Source organism: Terriglobia bacterium, assembly GCA_032252755.1.
Taxonomy (GTDB): Bacteria; Acidobacteriota; Terriglobia; order Terriglobales; family Acidobacteriaceae; genus JAVUPY01.
The window spans coordinates 163,047-188,360 of the sequence record JAVUPY010000052.1; the positions used below are offsets into that span (position 1 = coordinate 163,047).

At 58.8% G+C, this 25,314-nt stretch carries 31 protein-coding genes; 17 read left to right on the top strand and 14 right to left on the bottom strand.

Annotated features, from left to right (window positions below):
• Nucleotides 1-147: 147 nt before the first annotated feature.
• The gene (hpt, locus tag ROO76_12090) at nucleotides 148-663 is read right to left on the bottom strand and encodes a hypoxanthine phosphoribosyltransferase (protein MDT8068894.1); all 516 of its coding nucleotides are present in this window, start codon (nucleotides 661-663) and stop codon (nucleotides 148-150) included.
• 313 nt (nucleotides 664-976) lie between these two features.
• Here hpt and ROO76_12095 point away from each other — a divergent pair, with 313 nt between their 5' ends.
• Nucleotides 977-2,548, top strand: coding sequence for an adenosine deaminase (locus ROO76_12095; GenBank protein ID MDT8068895.1), 1,572 nt, complete (start codon nucleotides 977-979; stop codon nucleotides 2,546-2,548).
• Between the two features lie 173 nt (nucleotides 2,549-2,721).
• Here the strand turns inward: ROO76_12095 and ROO76_12100 are convergent, their stop codons facing one another.
• Nucleotides 2,722-2,940: a hypothetical protein gene (locus ROO76_12100; GenBank protein MDT8068896.1), complete on the bottom strand. Its 219-nt coding sequence runs from the start codon at nucleotides 2,938-2,940 to the stop codon at nucleotides 2,722-2,724.
• A gap of 361 nt (nucleotides 2,941-3,301) precedes the next feature.
• Between ROO76_12100 and ROO76_12105 the strand changes: the two genes are divergently transcribed.
• The 3 genes from ROO76_12105 to ROO76_12115 are packed head-to-tail and all read left to right on the top strand — an operon-like array spanning nucleotide 3,302 to nucleotide 4,706.
• Nucleotides 3,302-3,646, top strand: a complete 345-nt coding sequence (locus ROO76_12105; GenBank protein MDT8068897.1) for a hypothetical protein — start codon at nucleotides 3,302-3,304, stop codon at nucleotides 3,644-3,646.
• On the top strand, nucleotides 3,643-4,203 hold the full coding sequence (locus ROO76_12110) for a DUF4252 domain-containing protein (protein MDT8068898.1): 561 nt from the start codon (nucleotides 3,643-3,645) through the stop codon (nucleotides 4,201-4,203). Before ROO76_12105 ends, ROO76_12110 begins: the two co-directional genes overlap by 4 nt.
• Nucleotides 4,200-4,706 (top strand): hypothetical protein, encoded by a 507-nt coding sequence (locus ROO76_12115; GenBank protein ID MDT8068899.1) that lies wholly within the window; start codon nucleotides 4,200-4,202, stop codon nucleotides 4,704-4,706. Before ROO76_12110 ends, ROO76_12115 begins: the two co-directional genes overlap by 4 nt.
• Nucleotides 4,707-4,729: 23 nt before the next feature.
• Here ROO76_12115 and cdd read toward each other — a convergent pair whose 3' ends face one another.
• Together cdd and ROO76_12125 are read right to left on the bottom strand one after the other, a co-directional pair.
• Entirely contained in the window at nucleotides 4,730-5,146 is a 417-nt protein-coding gene (gene cdd / locus ROO76_12120; GenBank protein ID MDT8068900.1) for a cytidine deaminase, read from the bottom strand.
• 18 nt (nucleotides 5,147-5,164) lie between these two features.
• Entirely contained in the window at nucleotides 5,165-6,151 is a 987-nt protein-coding gene (locus tag ROO76_12125) for a nuclease (GenBank protein MDT8068901.1), read from the bottom strand.
• 168 nt (nucleotides 6,152-6,319) lie between these two features.
• Between ROO76_12125 and ROO76_12130 the strand changes: the two genes are divergently transcribed.
• Together ROO76_12130 and ROO76_12135 are read left to right on the top strand one after the other, a co-directional pair.
• Nucleotides 6,320-7,168 (top strand): FkbM family methyltransferase, encoded by an 849-nt coding sequence (locus ROO76_12130; GenBank protein ID MDT8068902.1) that lies wholly within the window; start codon nucleotides 6,320-6,322, stop codon nucleotides 7,166-7,168.
• Between the two features lie 70 nt (nucleotides 7,169-7,238).
• Nucleotides 7,239-7,772, top strand: a complete 534-nt coding sequence (locus tag ROO76_12135) for a hypothetical protein (GenBank protein MDT8068903.1) — start codon at nucleotides 7,239-7,241, stop codon at nucleotides 7,770-7,772.
• Nucleotides 7,773-7,800: 28 nt separating this feature from the next.
• Here the strand turns inward: ROO76_12135 and ROO76_12140 are convergent, their stop codons facing one another.
• The 7 genes from ROO76_12140 to ROO76_12170 all read right to left on the bottom strand — a co-directional run bounded on the left by ROO76_12140 (nucleotide 7,801) and on the right by ROO76_12170 (nucleotide 13,272).
• Nucleotides 7,801-8,421 (bottom strand): thymidine kinase, encoded by a 621-nt coding sequence (locus ROO76_12140; GenBank protein ID MDT8068904.1) that lies wholly within the window; start codon nucleotides 8,419-8,421, stop codon nucleotides 7,801-7,803.
• 12 nt (nucleotides 8,422-8,433) lie between these two features.
• Nucleotides 8,434-8,940 (bottom strand): hypothetical protein, encoded by a 507-nt coding sequence (locus ROO76_12145; GenBank protein ID MDT8068905.1) that lies wholly within the window; start codon nucleotides 8,938-8,940, stop codon nucleotides 8,434-8,436.
• Nucleotides 8,941-9,121: 181 nt separating this feature from the next.
• Nucleotides 9,122-9,844: an NAD-dependent deacylase gene (locus ROO76_12150; protein MDT8068906.1), complete on the bottom strand. Its 723-nt coding sequence runs from the start codon at nucleotides 9,842-9,844 to the stop codon at nucleotides 9,122-9,124.
• Nucleotides 9,845-9,928: 84 nt separating this feature from the next.
• Entirely contained in the window at nucleotides 9,929-10,783 is an 855-nt protein-coding gene (locus tag ROO76_12155) for an alpha/beta hydrolase-fold protein (protein MDT8068907.1), read from the bottom strand.
• Between the two features lie 110 nt (nucleotides 10,784-10,893).
• A complete protein-coding gene (locus ROO76_12160; protein ID MDT8068908.1) occupies nucleotides 10,894-12,243 on the bottom strand; it encodes an ABC transporter permease in 1,350 nt (449 codons plus the stop codon).
• Nucleotides 12,240-12,941: an ABC transporter ATP-binding protein gene (locus ROO76_12165; GenBank protein ID MDT8068909.1), complete on the bottom strand. Its 702-nt coding sequence runs from the start codon at nucleotides 12,939-12,941 to the stop codon at nucleotides 12,240-12,242. Before ROO76_12165 ends, ROO76_12160 begins: the two co-directional genes overlap by 4 nt.
• Before the next feature lie 154 nt (nucleotides 12,942-13,095).
• On the bottom strand, nucleotides 13,096-13,272 hold the full coding sequence (locus ROO76_12170) for a hypothetical protein (GenBank protein MDT8068910.1): 177 nt from the start codon (nucleotides 13,270-13,272) through the stop codon (nucleotides 13,096-13,098).
• On the opposite strand from ROO76_12170, the gene hisI reads away from it, so the two are divergent.
• The 10 genes from hisI to thiE are packed head-to-tail and all read left to right on the top strand — an operon-like array spanning nucleotide 13,267 to nucleotide 20,927.
• On the top strand, nucleotides 13,267-13,605 hold the full coding sequence (hisI, locus tag ROO76_12175) for a phosphoribosyl-AMP cyclohydrolase (protein MDT8068911.1): 339 nt from the start codon (nucleotides 13,267-13,269) through the stop codon (nucleotides 13,603-13,605). The genes ROO76_12170 and hisI overlap by 6 nt on opposite strands.
• The gene (hisG, locus tag ROO76_12180; protein ID MDT8068912.1) at nucleotides 13,602-14,471 is read left to right on the top strand and encodes an ATP phosphoribosyltransferase; all 870 of its coding nucleotides are present in this window, start codon (nucleotides 13,602-13,604) and stop codon (nucleotides 14,469-14,471) included. Before hisI ends, hisG begins: the two co-directional genes overlap by 4 nt.
• Nucleotides 14,471-15,730, top strand: coding sequence for a histidinol dehydrogenase (gene hisD / locus ROO76_12185; protein MDT8068913.1), 1,260 nt, complete (start codon nucleotides 14,471-14,473; stop codon nucleotides 15,728-15,730). The genes hisG and hisD overlap by 1 nt, the downstream gene beginning before the upstream one ends.
• 1 nt (nucleotide 15,731) lies before the next feature.
• Nucleotides 15,732-16,817, top strand: a complete 1,086-nt coding sequence (hisC, locus tag ROO76_12190; GenBank protein ID MDT8068914.1) for a histidinol-phosphate transaminase — start codon at nucleotides 15,732-15,734, stop codon at nucleotides 16,815-16,817.
• Nucleotides 16,814-17,401 (top strand): imidazoleglycerol-phosphate dehydratase HisB, encoded by a 588-nt coding sequence (hisB, locus tag ROO76_12195; GenBank protein ID MDT8068915.1) that lies wholly within the window; start codon nucleotides 16,814-16,816, stop codon nucleotides 17,399-17,401. The genes hisC and hisB overlap by 4 nt, the downstream gene beginning before the upstream one ends.
• Complete coding sequence (gene hisH, locus ROO76_12200; GenBank protein MDT8068916.1) at nucleotides 17,398-17,994, top strand: imidazole glycerol phosphate synthase subunit HisH; 597 nt, start codon at nucleotides 17,398-17,400, stop codon at nucleotides 17,992-17,994. Before hisB ends, hisH begins: the two co-directional genes overlap by 4 nt.
• Nucleotides 17,988-18,758 (top strand): imidazole glycerol phosphate synthase subunit HisF, encoded by a 771-nt coding sequence (hisF, locus tag ROO76_12205; GenBank protein MDT8068917.1) that lies wholly within the window; start codon nucleotides 17,988-17,990, stop codon nucleotides 18,756-18,758. Before hisH ends, hisF begins: the two co-directional genes overlap by 7 nt.
• Nucleotides 18,752-19,429, top strand: coding sequence for a HisA/HisF-related TIM barrel protein (locus ROO76_12210; GenBank protein MDT8068918.1), 678 nt, complete (start codon nucleotides 18,752-18,754; stop codon nucleotides 19,427-19,429). Before hisF ends, ROO76_12210 begins: the two co-directional genes overlap by 7 nt.
• A gap of 53 nt (nucleotides 19,430-19,482) precedes the next feature.
• Nucleotides 19,483-20,292: a hydroxyethylthiazole kinase gene (gene thiM, locus ROO76_12215; protein ID MDT8068919.1), complete on the top strand. Its 810-nt coding sequence runs from the start codon at nucleotides 19,483-19,485 to the stop codon at nucleotides 20,290-20,292.
• Entirely contained in the window at nucleotides 20,289-20,927 is a 639-nt protein-coding gene (gene thiE / locus ROO76_12220) for a thiamine phosphate synthase (GenBank protein MDT8068920.1), read from the top strand. Before thiM ends, thiE begins: the two co-directional genes overlap by 4 nt.
• Nucleotides 20,928-21,076: 149 nt before the next feature.
• On the opposite strand, the gene ROO76_12225 is transcribed toward thiE, so the two are convergent.
• Nucleotides 21,077-21,400 (bottom strand): hypothetical protein, encoded by a 324-nt coding sequence (locus tag ROO76_12225; GenBank protein MDT8068921.1) that lies wholly within the window; start codon nucleotides 21,398-21,400, stop codon nucleotides 21,077-21,079.
• A gap of 271 nt (nucleotides 21,401-21,671) precedes the next feature.
• On the opposite strand from ROO76_12225, the gene ROO76_12230 reads away from it, so the two are divergent.
• Entirely contained in the window at nucleotides 21,672-24,140 is a 2,469-nt protein-coding gene (locus ROO76_12230) for a 2-oxoglutarate dehydrogenase E1 component (protein MDT8068922.1), read from the top strand.
• 143 nt (nucleotides 24,141-24,283) lie between these two features.
• Here ROO76_12230 and tsaA read toward each other — a convergent pair whose 3' ends face one another.
• On the bottom strand, nucleotides 24,284-24,721 hold the full coding sequence (tsaA, locus tag ROO76_12235; protein MDT8068923.1) for a tRNA (N6-threonylcarbamoyladenosine(37)-N6)-methyltransferase TrmO: 438 nt from the start codon (nucleotides 24,719-24,721) through the stop codon (nucleotides 24,284-24,286).
• 86 nt (nucleotides 24,722-24,807) lie between these two features.
• Nucleotides 24,808-25,287, bottom strand: coding sequence for a GAF domain-containing protein (locus ROO76_12240; protein ID MDT8068924.1), 480 nt, complete (start codon nucleotides 25,285-25,287; stop codon nucleotides 24,808-24,810).
• Nucleotides 25,288-25,314: the final 27 nt, after the last annotated feature.

Sequence of the window (25,314 nt, forward strand, 5' to 3'; positions counted from 1 at the left end):
GAAGCCTAGTTACGAAAAGGACGCGTAAGAAGTAATGTTCCCTCTTTGGGATCAACAGGTGGGCGTTCCCAGGATAACGTCGCAGGATTACCGGGGGCGGCCCCCATGGGCCAGACGCCGATTCCACAGAAAACCTTGAGGAGACAGCTACGGCACGATACAGATATCCGGCAGGTTGCGATACCTCTCGGCGTAATCCATGCCATAGCCAACTACGAACTCGTCCGGGATCTCGAAGCCGACATAATCTGCCTGGATGTTCTCAATGCGCCGCGCCTTCTTGTCCAAGAGCGCGGCAATCTTGAAGCTCTTTGGTTTGTGCGCCTTCAGCACCCGGGAGAGATAAGTCAGGGTGAGGCCGGTATCCAGGATGTCCTCGACCAGGATGATGTTCTTGCCTTCCATCGACTGGTCGACGTCCTTGAGCATCTTCACTTCGCCGCTGTTCTGCTTAGCATTGCCGTAACTGGAAACCGAGATGAAATCGAAGCTGGCATCCAGGGTGACGTGCCGCGAAAGGTCGCTCAGAAAAATAGCCGCACCCTTCAAGACGCCCAGCAGGACAATCGATTCGCCGGCGTAATCTTTGCTGATCTGCGCCGCGATCTCGGCGACACGTTTCGCAATCTGCTCCCGCGATATGAAGACCTTGAGTTCCGACACAAATGCGACTCCCCGTAAATACCAGATTTCAGGAAATGACGATAGTAGAAGAGCAGGCGGGAGACTTCAACAATTTCGATTGACGATTGACGATTTTCTCATTGACGATTGTGAAGAAATGCCGAAATGACGAATGCCGGAATGACGAATGAAAAGCACCAGGCAAAGCAGTTCAATCGTCATTCCGGCATTTCGACAATCGTCATTAGTTTTCCAAACGTCAATTGCTGCTTCATTCTCATCTTGAAATTCGTCATTCGTCATTGCCTGCCGTATCATAAGCAACATTCACCGTTTTCATAGGAGCTCTCCAATGCGCGCTCGGCGCATCGCATTGAGTCTTGTTCTCGTCGCGTGCTCGTCGTTCGCCAGCGCGCAGCAGCATCCCGCCGCGGCCACTCCGGCGCATCCCGCACCGCCTCCGGCAGCCCCAACCGAATCGCCCGAACAGCGCACGGAAAAGGCGTTCGACGCGGCACGGCAGTCTCCGCCTGCGCTCTACGCTTTTCTGAGGGAGATGCCCAAAGGTGGAGACCTGCATAACCACATGACCGGCGCGGTTTATGCCGAGAGTTACGTCCGCTTCGCCGCCGAGAACAATCTTTGCGTCGATCGCAAAACGATGAACCTGACCGCTCCACCCTGTAAAGAAGGTCAGGCCGAGGCGAAAGAGGCGTTCAGCGATCCCATTCTCTACCGCGAGATGCTCGCCGCGTGGTCCATGCTCGGCTGGCCGATGTCCGGGAAGAGCGGCCACGACCAGTTCTTCGACGCATTCCCGTTGTTCGACAAGCCCGAGATCGGCCACTACGGCGACATGCTCGCCGAACTGGCGCAGCGCAACGCCGACGCCAACGTGCAGTACCTCGAACTCATGTTGTCGCCCGACGTCTTCGCCTCGCTCAGCTTCGGCCTGAAAGCCGAGTGGAACGACGATTTCGGCAAAATGCGTACAGCCATGCTCGACGGTGGCCTGCGCGACATCGTTGCCCAGACGAGCAAGAACCTCGACCAGTGGGAAGCCCGCCGGGACGCAATCCTGCACTGCCGCGACTCGAACCAATCGCTCGCCGAGCCCGGCTGCTCCGTGAAGACCCGCTATATTTTCCAGATCCTACGCGGATTCCCCAAGCAGGCTGTCTTCGCCCAACTCGTCACTGCGTTTGAAACGGCAACACAGGATCCGCGCGTTGTCGGTCTCAATCTGGTGATGCCCGAAGACGCCTACATCCCGATGCACGACTTCGAGTTGCACATGCGGATGCTGTCGTACCTGAAGGAGATCTATCCGAAGGTACACATCACGCTGCACGCCGGAGAACTCGCACCGGGATTAGTACCGCCAGATGGCCTCCGCAACCATATCCGCGACTCCATCGAGATCGGCCGCGCCGAACGCATCGGCCACGGTGTAGACATAATGTACGAAGACAACCCGCACCAGTTGCTCGCCGAAATGGCTCGTCGCAACATCATGGTCGAAATCTGCCTGACCTCGAACGACATGATCCTGGGCGTGAAAGGAAAGAACCACCCGCTGGCGCAATACCTCAAGGCTGGAGTGCCGGTCGCGCTCGCCACCGACGACGAAGGCGTTGCTCGCTCGGAGATCACGCGCGAATTCATGAAAGGCGTCTACGAACAGGACCTCGACTATCTCACGCTAAAACGCATGGTCCGCACCAGCATTGAGCACGCCTTCCTGCCCGGACAAAGCCTCTGGCAGGATGGACGACGGTTTGTAATGGGCCACGAATGCGCAGCCGACCGGCCGAACATCAAATCGGTGATGCCCTCGTGCCAGAAACTGTTAAACGCGTCCGAAAAAGCTCGCGAGGAGTGGAAGGTGGAACAGAAGTTCGCGGAGTTTGAAGCGAAGTACTAGCCCGGAGCAATTCGTGTCTGGGTACCCCTTCCCAGTCCGAAGTTCGCTGGAATGAGGTAGTTCAGCTTTTCATCGTCAATCCGGAAAATCGTTAATCGCCTGAGTGGGAATTTCCCCTCGCGAAAATCCGCAGGGTCGAAGGACTTCTGTTTCATCCGTTGATCGCAATTTTGTCATTCTTTTGCATTCTCCCTCTCGTTCTCCGGCGTATAAGTCAATGAAGGGCAATTGCGGAGCGAGATCGCAAGTCGGCTCAGATGAGGAATGCCGCTGAGGATTTCGGAGATCTGGTTCGCCAGCACCAGGCGATGGTGTTCACCCTCGCGCTCCACTTCCTCGCAGACCGCAACCTCGCTGAGGAAGTCGCGCAGGACGTGTTTTTGCAGCTTCATCGGCATTTAGGGAGGTTGCAGTCAGACGAGCACGCTGTCTTCTGGTTGCGCCGGGTCACGGTCAATCGCTGCATCAGCGAGGCGCGCCGTCGAGGAAGGCGTCCTGAAGTTTCACTGGATGCTGTGCCAGAACCAGAGGCACCAAATTTGGACTGCGATCCCATAGTCAGTCGGCAACTCCAAAGACTTGTTGCGTCACTGCCGGAGAAGGCGCGCGGCGTCGTGCTTCTTCGATATCAGGAAGATCTCGATCCGGAAGACATTGCCCGAGTGCTCGGTATATCTGTGAACACGGTCAAAAGCCAGCTCCAACGAGCCTTGCCATGCTTCGTCAGAAAGTGGAGCAGATGCAGGTGAAGAGATGATGGATTCTTTTGAACGCCAACTTAAGGATGCGTTGCGCCGCGAGGAACCACCGCCCGGCTTTGCCGCCCGGGTCGAGGACCGCGCCAGCAGGCATCGGCAACGCTCGTGGTGGCGCGCTTTGTTCGGGTCACCGCAAATACGCTGGGCCACGGTAGCCTTACTATGCTTCGCGCTGATTGGCGGCGCGCTCCTGCGGCGTGAGAGAGCGCGTCGGCGCAGCGAAGGCGAAGCCGCAAAGCAGCAGGCTTTATTGGCACTGCAGATCGCCGGGGCGAAGCTCAGGCTCGCTCAAGCGATGGTGCAGCAGATAAACGAAAGATCGTCTGGGAGGGATCAATGAAAACTCTGTGGTGCGCAGTTCTCATTGTAATCAGCGGTCTCGCCGCGTGGGCGCAGGAAATCAAAGTTCCCAGCAGTTGGGACCGACTCGCGGCCAAAGCCGATGAAGTCGTCAAAGTTACCATGGACAAAAAGATGCTGCAGTTCGCTTCGAAATTCATGGACAACGAAGGCGACGCTGAAGGAAAACGACTAGTCTCGAAGTTGAACGGAATCTACGTTCGCAGCTTGGAATTCAAGCAACCGGACGAGTTCACCGATGCTGATGTGGAGCCGATACGCGCCCAACTACAGGGGCCGGAGTGGTCGCGCATTGTGCAGGTGGAAAGCAAGCCTGACAAAGAACACGTCGAGATCTACATAAGGACCGTGAACAACCAAACGATGGGGATAGTGGTGCTCTCGCAAGAACCCAAGGAACTTGTCCTCGTTCATCTCGATGGGCCGATCAACCCCGAGGATCTCGACGACCTGAGTGGAAACTTCGGGATTCCGAAGAATATTCATGTGCCGAAGAAGTCAGCACCTGCGTCCACGCCGCCAGCGGTGAAGAAATGAACCGGCTTCGGATAGTCGGCGTGCTGTTGGCCATCGTCATGGGAGTCGCATCCACAGCGATGGCACAGACGGGGATCAAGGCAGTGGTCAGCGTATTGGAAAGGCGCTACTCGGTGCGACACCACGGCGTTCCCGGGCTATGGTTGGCGAAGCCCTTCATGTTCGGCTCCGGAGTGAGTGGGCTAAAGATGGCTGAGTTCGACGATTTTCGCATCCCGTCCAGAGATGTTAATGCGCTCCAGGCGGAGGTCGGCCGCGCGTTAGGCAGCGAATGGAGTCCTTTCGTGGAGACATGGTCCAACTCCCACCATGAGTGGTCGACAATTTACGCCCGGCAGGAAGGCAGCCATCTGGAGTTGTTGATCGTCGATTCCGACGAAGACGGTTGCATGACGGTGCTGCAGATGAAGGTTAGTGGCAAGGCACGAGCCGAATGGATCAGTCAGCCAGCAGAGTCGGCAGGGCGCGCAGATGCTAACCATGATCAGGGCGCGGAGGATTAGCTAACCGTCGTTCCCCTCGCGTCCTATCCTTCCAAGCGAAATCCCACCGGCAGCAATTCCGTGATCGTCGTCTGCACGGCTTCGCCATCATTTCCGCGATAGATCACAATCGCATTCGGACCGAACTCGAAGATCACCTGCCGGCAAGCTCCACACGGCGCGCACGAGACTCCATCGCGATTCACCACGGCGACGGCCTTGATGTCGAGTTTCCGGCCGTCGGTCTTGTCGGCAATCGCCGTGAAGATCGCGGTCCGCTCGGCGCAATTGGTTAGCCCGTAGGACGAGTTCTCGACATTGCACCCGACATAGGTCTTTCCCTCGCTGGTAAGAATCGCGCATCCAACAAAGAATTTTGAGAACGGCGCATATGCCCGCTCACTGACTTTTTCGGCTTCCTGCAGTAATCGATCCTGTTCAGATTTCGAAATCGAAATCATTCGTCACTCCGAAATTCGTCATTTCGTCATTGCTGCGACCGCCGGCTCGCACTTCCTCACCGGCTCTCTCTGCCCGCTCGGCCCATGATACGGCTCCGGTTCCACCGCGCTCTCGACCCACGCCGTGTACCACATATCGGCAAGCATCTGCGCGCCTGCAGCGAGACGGTGCCGGATGAAATCGCGCGACTCTTCCGTGCCCTCGCCGTCGAACCCGCACTTCTTGTCCAACTGATACACCGTCTCGACTTCCTTCTGCGAGGTTCGCAGGTACGCGACAAAATCATCGAACGGGTTGTCGAGTTTTTTCGCCGGGGTTACCAGGTCCGCGAATTGCAGCTTCGCCATGTTGCGCCCGACAAACGGTCCTTCCATGCGCCAGTGAATCGTCTTTCCGGTATCGTAGCCATTCGGGTTCGGACCGACCCAGCCGTTGTACTGCACGGTGGTATGCAGCGGGTTCGAGCCATCTCCAACATAGTGTCCAAGCCACCCGGCGTAATAGATCGCATTCGCCTCGGCGTCGGCAGTCGAGCGCCCCTCTTTCTGTGCCTTCCGATATTCGCGGAACGCCACCTTCAGCCGCCCGTAAACCTCCATGGTCGCGTACGGCAGGAAGCCAATCTTCTCCGGATACATTTCCGGCGTCGCGTTCTTCGGATCGGCTTCGCGATGCTCGTAGACCGCGCGAACAAAGAGGTAGCGATCCGGCGGCAGCTTGCCCCCCATCCAGTCCACCAGTTCCATGTCCATGAAGTGGTCCGGCTCCTGCGCGTACTTCAACTGCGGCTCCGACTTCTCGCGCCAGCGATCGGGCTCCGGCCCGAGATACGCCAGCCGGTCGGCGGCGTTCTTAAGGAATGCCGGCATATCGGCCGGCAACTTCGCTGCGGCAGCACGGTTGATGGCGATATGACCATCGTTTCCCCAGGAGATGGCAATAAGCGGGATGAGAGTTACGAGCAGGGCAACGGTAACGACACGAACAGCGACAGAACGCTTCATGAGAACCTCGGTAAAAAAGTGAACGGCCAGAGTAGCAGAAGAAGGGTGGCGTTTCGAGTTAAGAAATCCGCTCGAAGCGTATGTGCTCGGGGTTTGCGAACATATGTGGTGACGTCCTGAATTTCGTTCTTCTTGTCTTCGTGGCTTCGCGGTTATTCTCTTTTTTGAATGGCCCAAGTCTCCCGAGCACTCCGCCGGACCTTCCTTCGCGCGCTTCCCGCGCCGATTCGCTCGCACCTGCTATCGTCGTACCCGAACCTGCGCAAGGCTGCGCCTGAAGGAATGTCGTTCGTATTTCGCGAGTACCTCGGCGACATCTCCGTCAACATTGATACGCGCTTCAAGGTCGAGCGCATCATGTGGACCGGCACCTACGAGCCGCCCTTAGTCTGGCTGCTGCAATCGCTCAACACACGCGATTGGACATGTTTCGATGTCGGTGCGAATGTCGGAGCGATCGCGCTGGCGTTGGCGAAACTGGTCGGACCCGATGGCAAGATCTACGCTTTCGAACCCGGCCCGCCGAATCTCCGACGGCTGCGCGACAACCTGAACCTGAACCCCGAGCTGTCAAAACGGGTAGAAATGATTGCCGCGGGCGTGGGACGTGCTCCCGGCGAACTCTACTGGGCTGAAGAGAAGGGCAACCCAGGTAACGCCCTGCTCGGCGAAACCGGAACGCACAAAATCAAAATCATCACGCTCGACGACTTCGTCCGCGAGCGCGCGATCTCCAGACTTGATTTCTTGAAAATCGACGTGGAGGGAATGGAACTCGACGTCATGCAGGGGGCCGCCGATACCCTGCGCCGCTTCCACCCCATGCTCTATTTCGAAACCCTGCCGCGCTATACCGAAACCGGTGCCGGAGCCACATTTGCCGACATGCACAACTTTCTCGTGAAGGAACTGGGATACACCCTTCACCGCATCGACTCGCAGGGACAACTGCAGGCGCAAGACGCGGGGCAGCACGGCGGGTATACCGTTGCTGTGCACCTCAACCGGAAATCTTAATTCTCACGCCTCTGTTGCTCTGCCAATAACGATGGCACACTGACACTCCTGCGGTTATCATTCCGACTCAATGAATATCCGTTTCATCATAGTGATTGGCGCGTTTCTCCCAGGGATCGCTGTTTACGCGCAAACGAATTCTCAAAGCGCGAAATGGAAGGAATACATTTACCCTGAACCTGAATTCGCAATTACGCTGCCGAGCGATCCCCACCCCCATGAAAGCTCCCAGATGCCTGGAGGTACGGCTTATACAGTCAGCTTGTCGGACGGCGGTGGCTTGTCGCTTCACACGATGAATGCAGGGGATAATTGCGTTGCTGGGCTGAAGGCGCAGGAACAACAGTACGCGAAGCGTAATACAGGTGCGGCAAAATCTGAGCTCAACGGCTTCAAGGCGATCTATTTTAGAAAGGTTACTGCGGTTGAATACAACGCCATTGAATTCTTACAACAAGTCCCCAATGGCCGAATGGATTACGAGCGCTGGATTTGCGGGCACCACCGGCTTTTCGTCATTGTGGTCAGTTGGGACTCCGGCCAACAGCAACCTCGCGAGCTCGAACGAATCGTGAACTCATTTCGGCTTCTGACAAAGAAGTAGATCAGGGAAAAGCCGCATTCCGACCAGCTTACTTCTCCGCCCCTCTTCCCATCGCCACCGCAGCCGACTGCTTCATTTTTTCCAGTTTAGCCAGGTTTGGCTCGAAGCACCGACGGCAGCGCGCCTCGTACATGCCGGCCGCGCCGACCACGACCAGTTCTTCGCTCGCGACGAGTCGCTGCGTGTGCTTTGCCGGGTTGCCGCACTGCATGCAGATCGCCAGGTATTTCGTGATGTCATCGGCGACCGCCAGCAGTTCTGGCATTGGGTGGAACGGCCGACCAAGGTAATCGGTGTCGAGACCGGCGATGATGATGCGCTTTCCGAGATCGGCCAGGCGCACAACGAGATCGACGATGCCGTCGCCGAGGAACTGCGCCTCGTCAATTCCAATCACTTCCGTGCGCCAGTCGAGCTTCTTCTCGAGTTCCTGCCAGTCCTTCACGCCCTCCGACTGGATCTTGAGTTCGCTGTGGCTCACGATGTGGTCCTGCGCGTAGCGCTGGTCGATGCCCGGCTTGAAGATCTGCACCCGCTGGCGCGCGATCTCCGCCCGCCGCAGGCGGCGGATCAGTTCTTCGCTCTTGCCGCTGAACATGGGACCGCACACCACTTCAATCCAGCCGATGCTTCCCTTGGTAATGTTCATAAAAGACGGTTCTCAGTTCCCGGTTCTCAGTTCTCCGTTAACCATCAATGGGACCTTCGATGTGGAGTACTGATCCGCGAGATATTCCTTCAATTCCTCGAAATTCGAAAACACCGCCGTCGCGCAGCCCAGGATCCATCCGCTGATCTGCCCGATGGGGACCGCTGTGACCATATAGACCGGAATGCCTCGCCGGTAGGCCAGCGTCAGCTCCCCCTGCGACCCCGCTCCGCGCCCCGCGTGCTCATCCCAGAACGCGACGATGTAGTCGCACTTGCGCTCGATCCAGTCCAAGTCGTAATCGATGATCTTGCGCACGGTTCGCTGGAACCGGTCGAGGTCAATAGTCTTCCAGCGCCGGAAATCGCGCACCTCTTCTTCGGTCAGCGTCTTTTTCTCGTCGAGCGCGGGATCGTAAACATCATGCCCAAGGGATTGCAGGAACGGCGTGATTTCCGCACGCCAAGCCTTCCCGTGGTCGGGCGAGTACTCGATGGCCCCGCAAAGATAAACAAGCATGATGGGTCCGGTGCGACAGCTCCGCACAGAGGAACTTTGATTGTGGCTTGCCGATACGGATGCGTCAATTGTTAATCGGTGTGGAAAACGGGGAAAACAAATGTCGAAATGAGGAATGACGAATGAGAGGCGCCTTCCCCGGCGGTGCATTCGTCATTCCGACATTCCGTCATTTGTCATTCTAGTGGACCACCTCGAATAATCCGGAGAGCCTCTCTCCCGCCTTGCCCAGCACGCAATCATCGAACGCCGTCCGATTCGCCGGCTCCTCCGGACCAACGTAAATCGTCCGCACCGGCTCGCCGCCCGCGGCATACCTCTGCCGCGCCCAGTGCACGAAACTCGCTGCCGGATGCACAACTCCTGACGTTCCAATCACCGCCAGCACGGTACAGCGATCGAGTTCAGCCATGATGCGATCCATTTCAAACGGTACCTCGCCGAACCACACAATGTGCGGCCGAATCCGCCCGCCACACTCGCAGCGCGGGATCTCGCCGTCATATGTTCGCGTGTCTTCGAAGGGCGAGCGCCGGCAGGAATCGCATCGGGACTTGAACAGCTCGCCATGCATGTGAACCAGGCGCCGCGAACCAGCCTGTTCATGCAGGTTGTCGACGTTCTGCGTACAGAGGAAGAAGTGGTCGCCCATCTTCTGCTCCAGTTCGGCAAGTGCCACATGCGCTGGGTTCGGCCTGCACGGTGACGCTCCTGCACGCCTCAACGAATAAAACTTCCACACCAGCTTCGGATCCCGCGCCCAAGCCTCGGGCGACGCGACATCTTCAAACCGCCATCCTTCCCACAATCCATTCGCATCGCGAAATGTCGGAATCCCGCTCTCGGCACTGATGCCGGCGCCGGTAAGAACAAACAGACGGTCCGAGTTCTGGAGAGAGATCATTAAGAGAAGGCTAAACGGCAAAGGGAAGAATGGCAAAACTGAAAAGCGCGTGTCTTCAGTTTTGCCGTTTACCGGTTTTGCCGTCTACTTCAGCGCTTTCGCCTGCCACTCCAGCGATGCCGCGAAGTGTTGCAGCACGAACGCCATATCGTGTCCGCCGGGAAAGATATGAAACTCGTGCAGCACCTTGCGTTGTTTCAGAATCCGGTCGAGCTCCGCGTTGCCGACGTTGAACCCGTAGTGATCGTGGTCGCCGACGTCGAAGTAGATCTTCATCGACCGCAGTTCCCCCACGGGCGCCATGCGCGCCAGGCTCAGCGGATTGTTGGCCTGGTAGTACTTCTCGTCGATCGGCGATCCGAAGATGGTACCCATCATCTTGCCCTCGGGCGTGTCGCCGATATTCTTCGGTAATACATCCATCAGGGCCGCCATATGGGTGCTCACGGCAGCGAACTTTTGCGGATACTTGAACGCGTAATGCAGTGCCCCGAAGCCGCCCATCGAGATGCCCATGATCCCGTGCGATGCCCGCCCCGGCTTCACCCGGTACTTCTTCTCAATCTGCGGCATGAACTCGCGCAGGAAGAAGTCCTCGTACCGAAACTTCCCGTCTCGCGAATTGATAAAAAAAGACTGGTACCCGTACGGCGTGACGATCAGGAACTCATCGACCTTCTTTTGCGACAGCAGGTCGTCATAAATATTCCACCCGCCGGCATTGATCAGCGACTGCTCGTTATCGCCCAGCCCATGCAGATAGTAGACGACCGGAAACTTCCGCGTCTTGTCCTGGTCATAACTCGGCGGCAGCATCACGCAATACGGCACCGCCCGATGCAGAATCGCGCTCTGAATGCGGCCGCAATCGACCCGCGAAGCCGCGTGCGCTGGAACAAAAGAAAAGATCACCGCAATTGCGATGATCAGCACGCGCATTAGTTTCCCCGTCTTCAGCTCTCTATTCCTCGTGATTAGCCGCTTCGTTTACAAGACTACCCGATTTCCGATTTTCAATGGCACGATGGCACGATCGCCCGATGGCACGATTACTCGTATCTCAGCGCCTGTATCGGATCCAGTTTCGCCGCTCGTGACGCTGGGTACAGAGCCGCAATCAGGCTGAGGCCAACCGCGAAGAGAATCACCCAGCCGATCAGCCACCAAGGAACCGCCCAGAAGTCTTCCGGGCTCATGTTGTTGCGCCGCATATAAAACGTCGTGCCAAAGTTGATCACTCGGCCCATGAGCCACCCCAACCCGACCCCAAGCACGCCGCCCACTAGGCCCATCACGCCAGCTTCGGCGAAGAAGAGCTTCTTTACGTCCCCATCGTCGGCGCCTAATGATTTCATGATCCCGATTTCGCGACGCCGCTCCAGCACCGCCATAACCAGCGTATTCACGATGGCCAGCGATGCCACCGCCAGCGCCAGTGATCCAAAGACGCCAAGGAACATGTCGAAGATCCCAAAAAACTTCCGCAGACTCTTGCTCGCGTCAAGGATCGAATAGGTTCGCAAGCCGAGCTTCTTGATCGCCTCCTGCACCTGCTCGACTTTCCCCGCACTCGAAACCTTCACGGTTAACATGGAATACGTCTTGCCGCCCTTGTTTGAATCCGCATTCGCCGCCGCACGCACGTCGGAGAACTGCACCATGTTCAGCGAATCTGCCATCTGCGTCGGCAGGAACAATCGCGCACGCGAGATCATCCGCATGCCGCCGAAGGGTTCCTGGTCGATGATTCCTACCACCTTCAGCGGTTGCTCTTTCCGTACCACGGAGAACGAGAACTCGTCAGTCGATGACGATGCCGCATCCCCCTTGTCTTCCGCTGCGTGCCGCTCCGCATAGCGCAGCACGATCTCCTTCCCGATCATCGCGTTCGGATTGTCAGGCTCCAGCGTCTTGGCAAAGTCCTTCTGCAGGATCGCTTCTTTCGCCGTCGGCGAGCTGAAGAACTTACCCTGCATGTTGTCGAAGGCATCGCCGCCCTTGGCCGACTCCGGCAGCGCCCCCATGAAGGCCGGGTACGACTTGTCCTTGTACCGGATGTCCGTCATTACCCGGATTTCGGGCGCAACCTCTACCACGTTGGGAATCTTCGCGATCTCCTGCCGTGCAGCCTCATCGACAATGCGGTTCTGCTCCGGTTGCTTTTTCTCGTTGTCATGTTCGTGATCGTCGAACTCCCTCGGCGAGGTGACGAACACGGTGTCGAAGAGTCCCGACTTGGCGACCTTGGAATTTGCAAGCTGCTGCAGTCCAACCCCCAGCGAAAGCATCGCCACCAGCGAAGCCACTCCTACGGCAATCCCCATTGTCGTCAGCCCATTCCGCAGCTTCGACTCACGCAAATTTCGCGAGGCCATTTCGAACAGATCGTAGCCCTTCATGCCGGCACCCCCTCGACCACGCGTCCGTCAGCCAGGTGAATCGACCGGCTGGCATACTCATCCGCCAGTGCCCGCTCGTGCGTCACCATGATCACCGTCATGCCAAGTGTGCGATTCAATTCGCGCAACAGCGTCATGATTTCCGTTCCCGTGTGGCTGTCCAGGTTCCCCGTCGGCTCGTCGGCCAGCAACAGCGCGGGACGATTCACCAGCGCTCGCGCGATCGCAACCCGTTGCTGTTCTCCGCCGGAGAGCTCCGGCGGGCGGTGTCCAAGGCGTTTGATCAGATCCACTCTCTCGAGCGCCTCCCTGATCCGGTTCGCCCGCTCGCCGCGATCGACTTCGGCAAACCGCAATGGCAGTTCGACGTTCTCCTCGAGCGTCATGGTCGGGATCAGGTTGAAGGATTGAAAGATCATCCCGACCGTTTCGCGCCGATAGCGCGCCAGTTCCTGCGAGGACAGCTTCGCCAGGTCGCGGCCTAGCACGTAAATGGCGCCTCCGGTCGGGCGGTCGAGCCCGGCAATCAGGTTGAGCAATGTGGATTTCCCAGACCCCGAAGCGCCGAGCAGCGCAACAAACTCCCGGCGCCCAACCGTCAGGTTCACCCCATCGGCGGCGCGGATCAGCGAGGCCCCCATTCGGTACTGCCGGACCACATCAACGGCTCGGACAGCCAGATCATTGGACTCGGACATTTCTCTCCATTATCGACGCTTATGACCTGATATACGCTTCGAATACCCTGTTTGGCGTAAAGAAATGTATAGGAAAGGTTTGACACTCCTTATCACACGCCCCTATGATAAGGACCATCATGCAGACTTCGCTGGCCCATCGCCATCATCACCATCACCACGCGGCGATCGTGTCGGCGCAGGCCTGCGGATAAAGAGAAATCATCCCAAGTTCCTGGCCCGCTGATGCGATCGAGCACAGCGGGCCATTCGTTTTTCCCGCTGCCTCGCCCTCGGTCCAGTAACGCGATTGGAGCGCCGGCGCCTCGCCGGCACGGAGAAGAACATGCAACTCGACTTCGACAAAATGCAGGGCCTTGCGCCCGCCATTGTGCAGGACGCCGATAATGGTGACATCCTCATGGTGGGCTTCATGAACCGCGAGGCCTTCGACACCACTCTGCGCACCGGCTATGTGACCTTTTACAGCCGCACCCGCAACAAGCTCTGGACCAAGGGCGAGACTAGCGGCAACCGCCTCAAACTCGTCTCCGCCGCCACCGACTGCGACCAGGACACCGTTCTCGTCAAAGTCCGCGTCGAGGGCGACGGCCTGGTCTGCCACGAAGGTACGCGCTCCTGTTTCACCCGGCCCATCGACTTCTCCGCCGAGGTGTCGCAATGAACGTTCGCCTCGGCATTCCCAAGGGCAGCCTTCAGGACGCCACCATCGCGCTTTTTGCCGCCGCTGGTTTCAAGATCTACGCCAATGGCCGCTCCTACTTCCCGACCACCGACGACCCCGAGGTCGAATGCATGTTGATTCGCGCCCAGGAAATGGCACGATACGTGGAGCACGGCGCTCTCGACGCCGGACTCACCGGCCTCGACTGGGTCGCCGAAAGCGGTCTCGAGGTCTTTCCCGTCTGCGATCTCGTTTATGCGAAACAGTCGCGCGCGAAAGTTCGTTGGGTTCTCGCGGTCCCGGAAGATTCACCCGTGAAGCGACCGGAGGATCTCTCCGGAAAAGTCATCGCCACTGAGCTCGTACAGGTGACGAAAAACTACTTCGCGTCGAAGAATATCCCTGTGCAGGTAGAGTTTTCCTGGGGTGCAACCGAGGTCAAGCCGCCCATTCTCGCCGACGCCATCGTCGAAGTGACCGAGACCGGCAGCTCGCTCAAAGCCAACCGCCTGCGTATCGTCGAAACCATCCTCGAATCCAACACCCAGCTCATCGCCAACACGCGCGCATGGCAAGACGAGTGGAAGCGCCGCAAAATCGAAAACATCTCACTCCTGCTACAGGGTGCCATCTCCGCGCAGGGCCGTGTCGGGCTTATGCTGAACGTCGAAACGAAAAGTTTGCCGGATGTTCTCTCGGTTCTCCCTGCGCTCAACAGCCCTACCGTGTCGCCGTTGAGCGATCCGCAGTGGGTCGCCGTCAACACCATTCTCGAAGAAAACACTGTTCGCGATATCATCCCACGCCTGAAGCAAGCGGGCGGCACTGGGATTGTCGAATATCCGCTCAACAAGGTGGTGATGTAATGCGCGTCCTCGAACGTCAGAAGGCGCTTGATTATGCGGCCAGGAACCTCATCGATCGCGGCGCCGAACGCGATCCGAAACTCGAACGCACCGTCGAGCGCATCGTCCGCGACGTTCGCGAAGGCGGCGAGCGCAAACTTCGCGCCTACGCCGAGAAGTTCGACGGCTTGGGAAAAAAGCAGCCTCTTCGCGTCTCCGAAGAAGAGTTGCAGGGTGCCCTCGATTCCGTCTCACCGGATTTCATTACTGCCCTCGAGCGCGCAGCAGCGAACATCCGTCGCTTCGCCGAGTGGCAGAAGCCCGAATCGTGGCTGCGCGAGATCGAACCCGGACTCAAAGTCGGCCAGTCCGTCGTCCCCATCGACTCTGTCGGTTGCTACGTCCCTGGCGGACGCTACCCCCTGCCCTCGTCGCTGCTGATGACGGTCATCCCTGCGCAGATCGCCGGAGTTCCACACATCCAAGTCGCTTCTCCCAGACCCGCACCGCAGACGCTCGCCGCCGCCGCGCTGCTCGGCATCAAGCACTTCTACCGCATCGGCGGCGCGCAAGCCATCGCCGCCTTTGCCTATGGTTTAGCGGGAAAAGATGAGGACCCGGTCATTCCACGCGTGAAAAAGATCGTCGGCCCGGGCAACTCCTATGTCACGGCCGCGAAAAAGCTCGTTGCGTTCGACTGCGCGATTGATATGCTGGCTGGCCCGACGGAAGCCATCGTGCTTGCTCACGAAGGCGATCCGAACTTCTACGCCGCCGACCTGGTCGCGCAAGCCGAACACGATCCCGACACTCTTGTTGTTTTCATCACGAGCAATCGCAAGTTGGCGAAACAGGTAGCCAACGCCTGCGGGGAGATGTCGAAGAAGAATCTGGTCGCACGTGAATCGCTGCGCCGCAACGCCGTCACTCTTGTCATTCCCGACCGCGAAGAAGCGCTCGGCTGGGCCAATGCAATTGCCCCCGAACACATCACGGTTCCCGAGGCCGATGCGAAGTTCGTCTTCAACGCCGGATCGGTTTTTGTCGGACAATATTCTCCTCAATCGCTCGGCGACTATGCTTCCGGCCCCAACCACACGCTTCCCACCGGCGGTGCGGCGCGTTATCGTGGCGGCCTGAGCGTGCTCGACTACCTCAAGATCATCACCGTGCAGGAAGTCTCGAAGGCCGCGCTGAAGAAGATCGCACCGACCGTCACCCTGCTCGCCGAAGCCGAGGGTTTAAAGGCGCACGCAGAGTCCGTGCGCGTGAGGCTATGACATGCTGACCGCCCGTAACGTCGTCCAGAACTTGAAGGAATATCACCCTCCGCTCGGTGGCCGCACCGGACTCCGCCTCGACTTCAACGAGAACTCCAGCGGTTGCTCACCTCGTGTTCTCGAGTCGCTCTCGCGCATCAACGGCGACGTGCTCAGCAGGTATCCGGAGCGCGAACCCGTCGAGGCCATCGCCGCCGAATTCCTCGGCCTCAACCGCGATCAAGTGCTACTCACCAACGGCGTCGACGAAGCCATCCACCTCGTCTGCGAAACCTATCTCGAACCCGGCGACGAATCTCTTATTGTCGTGCCGACGTTTTCCATGTACGAGATCTATGCCCGGGCTACCGGGGCCGATGTGTTCGCCATCTGCGCGGCGAAAGACTTCGAATTCCCCACCGCCGCCGCGCTCACTTCGATCAGCGGGAAGACCAGACTCATTGCCATAGCGAATCCCAACAACCCGACGGGCAAGGTTGTCTCTCGCGAACGCTTGATCGACGTTATTGAAGAAGCGCCCAACGCCGCCGTGCTCATCGATGAAGCCTATTTCGAGTTCTACGGCCAAACGCTGATGGATCTGATCGGCAAGTACGACAATCTGTTCATCGCGCGTACATTCTCCAAAGCCTACGGCCTCGCCGGATTCCGTGTCGGTGTGCTCGCCGGAAGCGCCACGCAGATGAAACTCGTGCGCCGCGTCAGCTCGCCGTACAACGTCAATGGCGTCGCACTCGCCTGCCTGCCGGAAGCTCTAGCAGACCGCGAATACGTAGCCGGATACTCCGCCGAAGTCCGCGCTGGTCGTCGCCGCCTCGAAAACGAACTCGAGCAACTTGGTATCCAGTACTGGCCCAGCCAGGCGAACTTCGTTCTCGCCCGCTTTGGCAAATTCCGTAAGCCCTTCATCGAAGCCATGCGCGCACAGGGCATTCTGGTTCGCGACCGCAACAGCGATCCCGGATGCGAAGGCTGCGTCCGAATCACCGTCGGGACCAATGACCAGACAAACCGTCTTCTGCGAGAACTCCGCGGCGCAGTCGACGCCATCGGCTGGAAACCCAGTTCCGCCGAGGCCTCCCGATGAGAAAAGCTTCGCTTGCTCGCAACACTAATGAGACAAAGATTTCGCTCGCGCTCAACATTGATGGCAAGGGCCGGTACGAGATTTCGACCGGAATCCGCTTCTTCGATCACATGTTGGAACTCTTCACGCGTCACGGCGCCTTCGACCTGACGCTCTCCTGCAAGGGCGACCTCGATGTGGATCAGCACCACACCGTGGAAGACGTCGGTATCGCTCTCGGTGAAGCCTTCGATCGCGCTCTCGGCGACAAGAAAGGAATCCTTCGCGCCGGATACTTCCTGATGCCGATGGACGAAACGCTCGGCATCGCGGCCATTGATCTCGGCGGCCGCACATCGTGCGCCGTCGACACAAAAGTTCGGGTGCGCCTCGTCGGCGATCTCCAGACCGAACTCGTCTACGACTTCTTCGAAGGCTTTGCCCGTGGGGCTCGCGCCAACGTTCACCTCAAGGTGATGTATGGCCGCTCCAACCACCACAAGATCGAATCGCTGTTCAAGGCCTTCGCCCGCGCCCTACGCTTCGCCTGCGCCCGCGACCAGCGACTTGCGGCGATGCTGCCGAGCACGAAAGGGCTTCTATGATCGCAGTGGTCGATTACAAAGCGGCCAACCTCGCCTCGGTGCAAAAGGCGATCGCGCATCTCGGTTTCGACTCGCAGATCACCGACGATCCCGAAGTCGTCCGTCGCGCCGAGCGCGTCATTCTCCCCGGCGTTGGCCACTTCAGTACCATGCAGCGCTTGCAAGACTCTGGCCTCCGCGCAGCGATTTCTGATTCGATTCGCGAGGGCATTCCCTTTCTTGGTATCTGCGTCGGCATGCAGTGGCTTTTCGCCGGAAGCACAGAAGCGCCTGACGTCCCCGGTCTCGGTCTCTTCGAAGGCATGTGCGAGCACTTCCCCACCGGAGTGAAATCACCGCATGTCGGCTGGAACGATTTTGAAGTCCGCGATGAGTCGACACTCTTTCGCGGCATTCCCCGAAATGCTTTCGTTTACTTCACCCATTCCTATCGTGCTCCGGTTGCAGCAGGTGTGGTTGCGACGACTCTTTACGGCACTCCCTTCGCCGCCGCCGTCGAGCGCGACAACGTCTTCGGCGTGCAGTTCCACCCGGAGAAATCCGGGGCCGCCGGAATTCAGATCCTGAAGAACTTCTGCGAGGCGGCATGCTGACGAAGCGCATCATCGCCTGCCTCGACGTCAACCAAGGCCGTGTCGTCAAAGGGGTGCAGTTCGTCGATCTCGTCGATGCCGGCGATCCCGCCGAACTCGCACACCGTCACGCCGCCTCCGGCGCCGACGAAGTCGTGCTCCTCGACATCACCGCCACGCACGAAGAACGCCCAATCCTGCTCGACGCCGTTCGTCGCACCGCCCGAGAGCTCTTCGTTCCATTCACCGTCGGCGGAGGCGTGCGCTCGCTCTCCGATGCTGCCGCTCTTTTCGACGCCGGCGCCGACAAAATCACAATGAATTCCGCTGCGGTCGCCCGGGCTGAACTCATCACCGAAATCGCCGAACGATTCGGTTCGCAGGCTGTGGTGCTCGCCATCGACGCTCGCCGGGGTGAGAAAGCGCCAAGGGAATCCGAAGTCTACGTTTCAGGCGGACGTAAGGCGACCGGCCTCAAAACCATCCAGTGGGCAAGAGAAGTGGAGGATCGCGGCGCCGGCGAGATCATGCTGACGTCGATGGATCGCGACGGCACTCGCATCGGCTTCGACTGCGAACTCACCGCTGCGGTCGCCAGCACTGTGTCGATTCCCGTGATCGCTTCCGGTGGGGCCGGCAACGCCGCGCATTTCTGCGATGTGTTTCGCGAGGGCTGCGCCGATGCCGCGCTCGCCGCCAGCATCTTCCACTTCGGCATTCACGACGTGCGCGAACTCAAGCAATACCTGCGCGAGCAAGGAATTCCCGTGAGGCTCCCATGCTGATCCCATCCATCGACCTCATGGGCGGGAAAGTCGTGCAACTCGTGCAGGGCGCGACGAAAGCGCTGGAGTACGAAAACGTCGACGAGTGGATCGAGCGTTTCCGTCCGTACCCCCTCGTCCAACTCATCGATCTCGATGCCGCCATGCGCCAGGGCTCCAACCGCGATCTGATCGGCCACATCTGCGAGCGCATTCCCTGCCAGGTCGGCGGCGGGATCCGCACCCCGCAGGACGCGCAGGCACTCTTTCGCGCCGGGGCCAAGAAAGTGATCATCGGCTCCTCGCTCCAGCGTGAAGGCCGCGTTGATCTCGACGCGGCGAAATCATTCGCCCACGCCGCCGCAGCCGCGCGCCTCATCTTCGCCGTCGATTCCCGCGCCGGAAAAGTATCCATTCACGGGTGGAAGCAAGCCACCGACCTCACCCCAGCGCAGATGATGCGCGAGACCGAATCGTACTGCGGCGCCTTCCTCTACACCCATATCGACACCGAGGGCACCATGTCCGGCTTCCCGATGGGCGTTCTGCCGGAACTGCAGTCGGCCACGAAGCGTCGCATCATCGTCGCCGGTGGAATTAGATCGATGGAAGAGGTCAAGCAATTGAACGCGCGCGGCGTCGACGCCGTCGTCGGCATGGCAATCTACACCGGAAAACTCGTCTCAGCCTGATCATTGAGCTTCCGCCGCTCTTCGTGAATACTGAAGTATTCGGAAAACGAGCCATGCCCACACCCGCTCAATCCGCCGCCGACCTCCTCACTCGCCTCCGCCAGCGCCGACCCCTAATCCATCACATCACTAACTTCGTCGTGATGAACGAAACGGCAAACATCACGCTCTGCGCCGGAGGCGCTCCCGTGATGGCGCACGCCAAAGAAGAAGTTGCAGAGATGGTCGCTGCCGCTGGCGCACTCGTCCTCAACATCGGAACGCTTACGCCTGAACAGGTTGAGTCGATGCTGATCGCCGGCCGTCGTGCCAACGAACTCGACATTCCGATCGTTCTCGACCCTGTGGGTGCCGGTGCGACCCAGCTCCGCACCGAAAGCGCTCGGCGTCTTCTCTCTGATCTGAAAATCTCAATCATCCGCGGCAATCTCGCAGAACTCGCTACCCTCGTGGGTTTCGAAGCGAAGATCGCCGGCGTTGACTCTCACGAGACCGGAACCGACCCGGAAACCGTCGCCCGAACTCTTGCGCAGAAGAATCACTGCGTAGCTGCGATCACCGGAGCCGTCGATATCGTCTCCAACGGAGCACGTTTCGCACGGATCTCCAACGGCCATCCGATGATGGGTCGCGTCACGGGCACCGGCTGCATGTCGACGTCCATCACCGCCTGTTTCGCAGCCATCGAAGCGGACTGCTTCCTTGCAGCGACCGCCGCCCTAGCCGTCTTTGGTCTCGCCGGCGAAATCGCCGTGCGCAATTCGAAAGGCCCCGGCACCTTTCACGCGCAACTCTATGACGCCCTGGCCAACCTCACTCCCGAAGCGCTCGCTGAAGGCGCACGCATCGAGATCGTCGAATGAACCCGCTCGACCTGCGTGTATACATCATCACGGCCAGCGTTCCGCATCTCGGACGCACCCACGAAGACGTCGCCCTTGCCGCGCTCGCCGGCGGTGCTCGGATCATTCAATTTCGCGACAAAGAAATCAGCGACGAAGAATTCGCGGCCATCGCACAAAGACTCCTGCAACTCACGCGAAAACACAACGCGCTGCTCATCATTAACGATCGCGTTGAAGTCGCTCTCGCCATCGGCGCCGATGGCGTTCACGTCGGCCAGCACGACCTTGCCTTCGCGGAAGTCAAACGCATCTCTTGCCCCGGCATGATTATCGGCATTTCCGCCACCGACTACTCTGAAGCCATCTCGCTCGCAAGTTCCGGCGCCGACTACCTCGGAGTCGGCCCCATCTTTCCCACGCCGAGCAAAGCCGACGCCACTCCTCCCATCGGCCTCGACGAACTTGCCCGCATCTGCCGCGACATTCGCATCCCCATCGTTGCCATCGGCGGCATCACCGAATCTAATCTCCCACAGATCATCAACATTGGCGTAGCGGGTGCCGCCGTAATCTCCGCGATCTCCTCCGCTCCTGACATGACCGCTGCCACAGCCGCATTGCTGGGCGTCTGGAGCAAAGTTGGGGAAGATTGAAAATTGGTGATTTGTAGAAGCGAACGGAATTAGCACCAAAATTATCAATTCAAATTACGAAATTACCAATTCCTTCGCCAAAGACAGGGAAGCCCCACTCTGACTGCTGTGGGGCTGTGTCTGGTACCTGAGTTAACGAACGTTTGTCTTTACGCCGCCGCTTTCCCCGCCGATACTCCGTGTATCGACGAGTTCTCCACCGGCAGAGTCTGCACGCTGGGATTGCCTTGCATCAGCGGACCGAGCGACACCGCAACTTCCTGGAACAGTCCGCTGTCGTAGTTCTCGACATCGGCCTGCGAACTCCACAAAGTGATGCAACAGAACTGGCCCGTGTTCGGATCGAGCGATTCGATGTTGTCAATGAACCCACGCTGCGACTGAATGCGTGGCAGGAAGTCGCTGTTCAGCGCGGACCGGAATTCATTGACGCGGCCAGGGTCGATTGTACAAGTGATGATGCGAGAGATCATGGTTCGCCTCCTTTGAGACCGAATGAGGAGGAGCCGCGAATGACCGCAAGACAGTAGTCCTCACCGCCCATCGGCGTCAAGGTCAGAAATCCACATGCCGCCAAACGCACAGGCGCGGCTACTTTCCGCATCCCCGGGGCATCTTCCGTCATCCTTATATTGAGGTTAACCCCCACCAAATCTGCGGTTTGCCCTTCTGTTAGCGCCCGCCGATTCTTGATATTCTCTTACGTGGGGATTACGTCATCATTCGCATTTTGAGGAGCTCATCTTGCCGGCCCAGGCCTTTCCGTCTGCCGAAACCAGTTCTGAAGTAGAACAACGCGAGCGCATCTTCGACCTTTTTCGTCGCTGGGGTTATCTCGAGGCCAATCTCGATCCGCTCGGCCACTTCCAGCCGCTCAAGCATCCCGACCTTCAGATCGAAGGCGAGCACGCTGAAGCCGCGCGTGCCATCTATTGCGGAACCCTTGGCGCCGAGTTCATGCATATTCCAGACCCTGAACGTCGCCGTTGGATCATCGAGCGGCTCGAGGGTGCGCCATCGCCGGTCAATCGCAAGGAAATCCTCGATAAGCTCGTGGAAGCCGACATCTTCGAGCAGATGCTACAGACCCTGTACATCGGCACGAAGCGCTTCTCTCTCGAAGGCAACACCTCACTCATTCCGCTGCTCGATGAGGCATTGAAGTCGGCCGCTCATCTTGGTGCCGAAGAATGCGTCATGGCCATGAGCCATCGCGGACGCCTGACGGTCGTATGGGACATTGTGGGACGTCCTGCTGCCGAAATCTATTCCAACTTTGAAGATGTCGATCCGCGCTCGGTGCTCGGTGGCGGTGATGTGAAATATCACATGGGCGCCACCGGCTACCACGACTATGAAGGCCGCCAGGTGCGGATCCATCTTGTGTCGAACCCCAGCCACCTCGAAGCCGTCGATCCTGTCGCCATGGGACGCGTGCGCGCCAAACAAACCCGGCGCGGCGAGCAGGGAAAAAAGCAGACGCTGCTCATCGTCATGCACGGCGACTCGGCGTTCGCAGGCCAGGGCATCTGGGCGGAAACGCTCAACCTGGCCACGCTGCGCGGATACACCGTCGGCGGCACCATCAACATCATTATCAACAACCTGCTCGGTTTCACCACGAACCCGGGCGAGTACAACTCGTCGCGCTTCTCCAGCGATCTTGCGAAGCGTTTGCCCATTCCCATCTTCCACGTCAACGCCGAAGATCCGGAAGCGGTCGTGCGCCTCGCCAAACTCGCCATTGAGTATCGCTACACGTTCGGCTCCGATGTAGTGATCGACCTCATTGGCTACCGTCGTCACGGCCATTCTGAAATCGACGATCCGACGATCACGCAGCCGATCATGTACGCACGCATCAAGGAGCATCCGCCGCTCTACGAGATCTACGCCAAGGAACTCGGCGAAGATGTCACGGCGAAGGTCGCCGAGGTTCGCGCGGAGATGAGCCAGGCCAAGCAGGACGCAGCCGCGATGGTCAAGAAGCCGAACCTCTACGACCTTCCGGGCTACTGGGACAAGTACAAGGGAGGGCCCTACCTGCCAGGCCTCGAAGTCAATACGGGGCTGACGCGTGAAGAGATCGCCGATCTCGGCCAGAAACTTACCAGCTATCCGGCCGAATTCCACATTCACCCCAAGGTGAAGAAGCTTCTTGAACAGCGCCTCGAAATGGCGCAGGGCAAGCGCCCCATCGACTTCGGCATGGGCGAAGCTCTGGCGTTCGCGTCTCTTGCGCTCCAGGGCACGCCCATTCGCCTGAGCGGACAGGACTCGCGGCGCGGCACCTTCAACCAGCGCCACTCCGCGCTCATCGACATCCAGAACGAGCGCGAATACGTTCCACTTTGCCATCTCGCGCCCAACCAGGCGCGCGTCGAGATCTACAACTCTGAACTCTCCGAAGCCGGCGTGATGGGCTTCGAATACGGTTACAGTCGCGACTATCCCGAAGCGCTAGTGCTCTGGGAGGCGCAGTTCGGCGACTTCGCCAACGGCGGACAAATCGTCATCGACCAGTTCATCAGCGCCAGCGAAGAGAAGTGGGGATTGCTCAGCGGGCTAGTGCTGCTGCTGCCGCACGGTCACGAAGGCCAGGGACCGGAGCACTCCAGCGCGCGCATTGAACGTTACTTACAGCTCTGCGCTCGAGACAACATGCAGGTGACGCAGGCCTCAACGGCCGCGCAGTACTTCCACCTGCTGCGCCGCCAGGCCATGCGACGCTGGCGCAAGCCGCTCATCGTCTTCACGCCGAAGAGCATGTTGCGTCACCCGGAAGCCGCCAGTCCGATCGACGAATTCACAAAGCCGCGCTTCGAGCCTGTTGTTGTCGATCATACGGTTCCGGCGGCAAGCCGCGTGCTGCTCTGCACCGGCAAGATCGGTCACGAACTCCAGGTCGAGCGCAAGCGCCGCGGCGACTCCGAAACCGCTATCTGCTTCCTCGACCAGTTCTACCCCTTCCCGGAGAACGAGATTCGCGACATGATGAAGTCTTACCCGAACGCCACTGAACTCGTCTGGGTGCAGGAAGAACCGGCCAACATGGGTGCGCTCAGCTTCGTCGTGCCGAAACTCCGCCGCTTGTTGCTCGGCAAACCCATCCGCTCCATCAAACGCGCCGCCGCCGCAAGCCCCTCAACCGGCTCGGCCAAAGCGCATGAACTGGAACAAAAGACACTCTTGACACTGGCGTTTACCAGCTGAAGCCAATTCACCACAGAGACGCAGAGGCACAGAGTTTTTGGGCATAGCTGCAAAAGCAAAGGCACGGAATTTAATTCCGCGCCTTTGCTCATTGATTTTATAACTTACTTTCTGCGTCTCTGAGCCTCAGTGGTGAACAGGTTCTAACGATTCCTTTCCTCCGCTTCCGCCAGCCACCCTCTCCGCAACTTATCCATCGGAATGCTCGACAGGTACGGCTTGATATCCAGGATCGGCGTTCCATCCAGCATATCGACACCTTTGACCTTCAGCGCCGTCCCCTCGCGACCGAGCAACTCCACCACCGTCAAGCCGATGGGGTTCGGCCTGTACGGTGAGCGCGTCGCGAACACTCCATGCTCTCGGTTATCGGTCGGCGGCTTTCCCTTCAACTGGAATCCTTCAGAGCGATCAAAGGCCCAGATGACATAAAGATGCGAGAAGCCCTCGATGTCCGCCAATCCCGGCTCGAATTCCGAGAGAATCTTCAACTCTCCCAACGCTTCCTGCTTTGCACCCAGCCCGCGCGGAACATCGCTCGTGGTCTTGTACGGACTGCTCACATATCCAATCGGTCGCATCGTCAGCATTGCACTAGATTACCAGCGAAACGGGTGCCCCATTCAAGCGTTCTGTTGGCTTGAGTGGGTTGGTCCCGGCACTCTGACTACGGGTGTCTCTCGATGAACTTGCCCACGACTTCCGCGCACGCCTCGCACAATTCCCGGTCTTCCGGCGTGAATGCTGCCTTGAAGTGCGAGTCGATATCCAGTTCGCCGACGACCTTTCTGTGCGCATACACCGGGACGACGATTTCCGATTTCGTCTCGATTGAGCACGCCAGGTAGCGCGGATCGGAATTCACATCGTCGACCACGACGGTGTGGCCGCTGGAGGCCGCCGCCCCGCAGATTCCCTCGTTTAGCGGAATCGCCACGTGCGGTGTCATCGCACCCTCAAATGGCCCCAGATGCAGCATGTCTCCAGCTTCGTTCAACATGTAGAAGCCCACCCAGTTGTATTTAAGGAGATTCTGGTGAAGGATCGCCACGACCTGCGTCATCAACTGCTCTGAAGTGGCGGCTGTCGAAGCTGTTGCGGAGACCTTTTCCTTGATTTCTTCGTAAGAGAGCGTCGCGTTTGACATGGTGAAATTCTAGACGGGCGAGATGCC